Here is a 3,923-nt window from a genome sequence, read left to right on the forward strand (position 1 = left end):
CAAAACGCTCTCTTCAACAACCGACATGCTGGCCTCCCTCTACAGAAGGAGGTCCAGTTCCTCTTGTCGTTAAGGGTCTAGTTTGCCAAGACGCCCGACAGTTGGTCGTGTCGAGGCTGACGTGCCCGAGCCAGCTGCGGATGACGGTGATGTCGACACCCGCCGAGACAAGGTGAACGGCGGTGGCGTGCCGGAAGCTGTGCGGTGTCACATGCTTCGAACGAAGCGTCGGTATCGTTTTCGCAGCAGCCTCGACGTAAGCTGCCAGCTTGAACCGCACACCGGAGGCGCCCAGTGGTTCGCCATATCGGTTTACGAAGAGGCGCTCACCTGGTGCGCGCGGCTGCCGCTCCAACAGCTTCTTGAGCAACGTGGTGGTTTCCGGCCAGAGCGGGCAGAGGCGTTCCTTGCGCCCCTTGCCATGGAGACGCACACAGTAGGGCGCTTCGAACCGGATCGCCTCAGGGCACAGATCAAGCGCTTCCTGGATGCGCGCGCCGCTGTTGTAGAGGAAGGACAGCAGCACATGGTCGCGCAACCCTTCGATTGTCGATCGGTCAGGCTGCGCGAGGATGGCCTCGACCTCTTCCGGCTCAAGGTAGCAGGGTGCCGAGGTCGGGCCTCGCTTCAACGGAACGCCCAGAACCTCCGCACATTGCGCGATATATTCAGGATTCTTGTCAGCCACGAAGCTGAAGAAGCTGCGTATCCCCGCCAGCCGGCAGTTGCGCGTGCCGATCGTGCCCTTACGCTCATGTTCGGCATGGCTGAGGAAGGCACGCACCTCGTTGGCGGAGATATCGGCCAGGGTGATCCGTGCAGCCCCGCCGCCTTTTCTCTCCGCGACGAACCGGAGCAACAGCCGCCAAGTGTCCCGGTAGGACCTGATCGTATGGATCGAGGCACTTCGCTGCTCGGCCAGCCACTCCTGGAAGAACGCCCGCAACAATGCGGGGAACGGATTGCTCATTTTCATGACAGCGCCTCCATGTTGAGGCGCGGAGCGCCGACCACTCGGAACCGCTCGCTTGCTTCCTGCAGCAGATCCTGCGTGACGGTGATGTAGACCAGCGTGGAGTTGATGTCCCGGTGGCCCATAAAGGTCGAGAGGAAGCGCAGCTTGTCCTGCGGATTGATGCCGGATCGATACCATTGGAGGATCCGGTTCACGACCATCGAGTGCCGCAGGTCATGCACACGCGGCCCCGCCCGCCCGGAAGGCGGTTTGAACCCGGCGCGGCGCATGACGGTGGTGATCATCTTTGAGACCACCACCGGGGTGTAACGATCATTGAAGTGGTCGTGCCAGAACAACCCCGACTGCGGGTCTTGCGGGGCGCCGGTGCGCCGCCTCGCATCGAGATAGGCGCGCAGTTCGACCATGACGCTGTCGGGCAGCGGCAGGATCCTGGTCTTGTAGAACTTCGTTTCCCGGACCGTGATCGTGCCCGACGGAAGGTTGACGTCACCCAGATCGAGGCCGGCAAGCTCACCACGTCGCAGCCCGGCACAGTAGGCCAGAAGGATCATGGTGTAGAGGCTCGACGGCCGCAGCGGAGCGTGGGGCGATGGATAGGAGCGGGCAACATCAAGCATCCGCCGAACATCGGCCGGGCTGAAGATATGTGGCCGCCGATGTTCACGCGCGACTGCCCGCTCCGGCTGCGGATTGAAGCGTTTCGGCGGGATGTTCGGATCAAGGCGGAACCGCGCCTTGGTCAGGATGCGTCCCAGCTTCTGGCATTCCGCGGCGTGATTGCGGGTGGGCTTGGCGGCTGCCCAGCGTGCCAGCATCGTCTCGAGCGGCTCTCCGGCAAGTTCGGGATGTGCTTGAAGGAACCGATCGAACCGCAACAGCCAATGGGTCTGCGTCTCATACTGGTATCCCCGTCTGCGCACCAGCATGACATGGTCACGCATGAAGTCCCCCAGAACACTGCCGAAGGGCGCAGGTCGTCGTAGCGCAGCAAGGGCGGCGTCGGGATTGGGGGAAGCCAGAGCCCGCCAGATCGGCTTGTTCTGTTTGATGTTGTACCGACTGCGGAGCACGGCGATGGGGTTGTTGGCGATCAACCCGATCTCGACGAGATAGTCGAGGAAGCGATCAACGATGCAGACCTGGTTCAACAGCGACGACAATCGCCAACGTTTCTCCATTTCCCTCAGCCAGGCCTCGAGCATCGGCTGGTCGACTGCCGGATGCTGCCGGGCAACATCGTCGAAGCTGCGGAGGATACCGTGATAGATGCGGCAGCTTCTCTCGCGGAACTGTGACGTTTTCAAAAAGTCAGCGACAACAGTGCGATCAGGATCAGGCCATGCGCTCATGACAGCACCTCCGATCCGGGTACGTCGAGCGCCACCGCCCGAAGATCCTCGGTGGCCAGCTTGAGATAGGAGTTCGTGGACGCGGTGGATCTATGCCCGAGCACATCGCCGATGATCTTTTGCGGAACCGACGCCCGCAGCAACTCCACGGCCCGAGCGTGGCGGAAAACGTGGGGGCCGCGTTTCCCCGGTGGGTTGATGCCTGCGGCTGACAGGCGTTGCCGCACCATGCCATACAGATTCTGCATAAACGTATAGGGCGCGCAGGATCGGACGAAGATTTCCCGCCCTTCGACCTGCGGGCGGCCGAAGCGTAGATAATCGAGCAGCGCCTCGCCAACCGGCGTCAACAGCGGCATGTACGAGCACGCGTTGGTCTTGGTGTGACGGATACATAAGGATTCAGCGCGCCAGTTGATGTCGTCGAGCCGGAGTTTGCAGATTTCGCCTTCTCGCAGCCCGTAGGTGGCAAGCAGTTGAAGGATCGCATAATCGCGCAGTCCCCTCGGCGATCTGTCCTTCGCCGTCACCTCCAGCACCGCGGCGATCTGGCCACTGTCCAAGGTCGAGGGAACGTCCTCGTAGGCATAGAGCATGGGGCCAATGACGTGTGGCGTGAGGTCGGTCGGAATCCGCCCCGTCCGATGTAGGTAGCGCAGCAGCGAGCGGTGCCATGCGGCAACCCTTGCGAGCGATATTCGGCGCAGGCCAGCGGTTCGCATGTCCATGTAGAGATCGATGTCCCGGACGCTCAATGCCCGCAGACCGTCGGCCCCACCGCGACCGAACTGCCAGTCCAGAAAATGCCGTGCCTCCCTCATAAGCGCGTCGATGGTCGCATCTGCCAGACCACATTCTTCGTGCAACCAGGTCTCGTATTCCTGGCAGATTGCGTGCCGGAGCGCCGCATCCGGCCCGATCACTTCAGGCACAGGTGGCCATTTGCCTTGGGCCAGCCGCAGCAGCTTGCGGATCGCCGTGTGCGGGAGCTTGTGCCAGCGCGAACTGGGATCTCGACCGTAGCGCACACGAAAGCGCTGAATTGCATGGGAAAAATACTGCTCGATCTGCAGCGGCGCCACAGTCCGCACAGACAGGTCGCGCTCTGCCAGATAGTCAAGAAAGGCGCGGGCATAGAGACGATGGTTGGCGACGACCGCCGGGTTGTAGTTTTGCTCCGTGAGCAGTTTCGAAAGTTTGGCGATCAATTCGCCATGCGCATCCGACATGATTGCCTCCTCAGTTGGTTGAGAGGCCTCCGAGGTTCGCAATCAAAATAATCCGCAGCAAGGACCGCACCGATACGCAGAAATCAAGGAATAGGGACGTGAAAACTGAACTCCTTCGCATTATCGCGACCTCGCGATTACAGGTCATCCACGCCAACCTCGACGCCGCGCTGGAGGCCGCCAACGTCACCGGAAGCGGCGGCACCCTGAACCGCGCCGCCAAGGCCGCCGCCCGTTCCGCCTTCGAGAGCGCCAAGCAGCGCTTCTTAAATCGCGCTTCATACTGCCCCCGTTGCGCATCCTGGTTGTTCGAAGAGATCGAGGTGCGTGTCTATCACTCTGATATATATGCCTTTCTGGCGCCCT

Annotated in this window: 4 protein-coding genes; 1 reads left to right on the forward strand and 3 read right to left on the reverse strand. The window is 61.6% G+C overall.

Annotation, left to right across the window (positions count from 1 at the left end):
• Positions 1-13: 13 nt before the first annotated feature.
• The 3 genes from ACFPMG_RS23295 to ACFPMG_RS23305 are packed head-to-tail and all read right to left on the reverse strand — an operon-like array spanning position 14 to position 3,557.
• Positions 14-976: a tyrosine-type recombinase/integrase gene (locus ACFPMG_RS23295; RefSeq protein WP_376997603.1), complete on the reverse strand. Its 963-nt coding sequence runs from the start codon at positions 974-976 to the stop codon at positions 14-16.
• Positions 973-2,328: a tyrosine-type recombinase/integrase gene (locus ACFPMG_RS23300; RefSeq protein ID WP_376997604.1), complete on the reverse strand. Its 1,356-nt coding sequence runs from the start codon at positions 2,326-2,328 to the stop codon at positions 973-975. Before ACFPMG_RS23300 ends, ACFPMG_RS23295 begins: the two co-directional genes overlap by 4 nt.
• Positions 2,325-3,557 carry a site-specific integrase gene (locus tag ACFPMG_RS23305; RefSeq protein ID WP_376997605.1) on the reverse strand — a complete coding sequence of 411 codons (1,233 nt, stop codon included), beginning with the start codon at positions 3,555-3,557 and terminating at the stop codon, positions 2,325-2,327. Before ACFPMG_RS23305 ends, ACFPMG_RS23300 begins: the two co-directional genes overlap by 4 nt.
• Before the next feature lie 98 nt (positions 3,558-3,655).
• Between ACFPMG_RS23305 and ACFPMG_RS23310 the strand changes: the two genes are divergently transcribed.
• The coding region (locus ACFPMG_RS23310; protein WP_376997606.1) for a hypothetical protein at positions 3,656-3,923 on the forward strand (268 nt) is incomplete at its 3' end.

It is taken from the genome of Azospirillum himalayense, from assembly GCF_042657465.1.
GTDB lineage: Bacteria > Pseudomonadota > Alphaproteobacteria > Azospirillales > Azospirillaceae > Azospirillum > Azospirillum himalayense.

Bases quoted from the DNA above. Each gene is read 5' to 3' on its own strand.
- ACFPMG_RS23295 (WP_376997603.1), bottom strand. From the start codon at position 976: ATGAAAATGAGCAATCCGTTCCCCGCATTGTTGCGGGCGTTCTTCCAG.
- ACFPMG_RS23300 (WP_376997604.1), bottom strand. From the start codon at position 2,328: ATGAGCGCATGGCCTGATCCTGATCGCACTGTTGTCGCTGACTTTTTG.
- ACFPMG_RS23305 (WP_376997605.1), bottom strand. From the start codon at position 3,557: ATGTCGGATGCGCATGGCGAATTGATCGCCAAACTTTCGAAACTGCTC.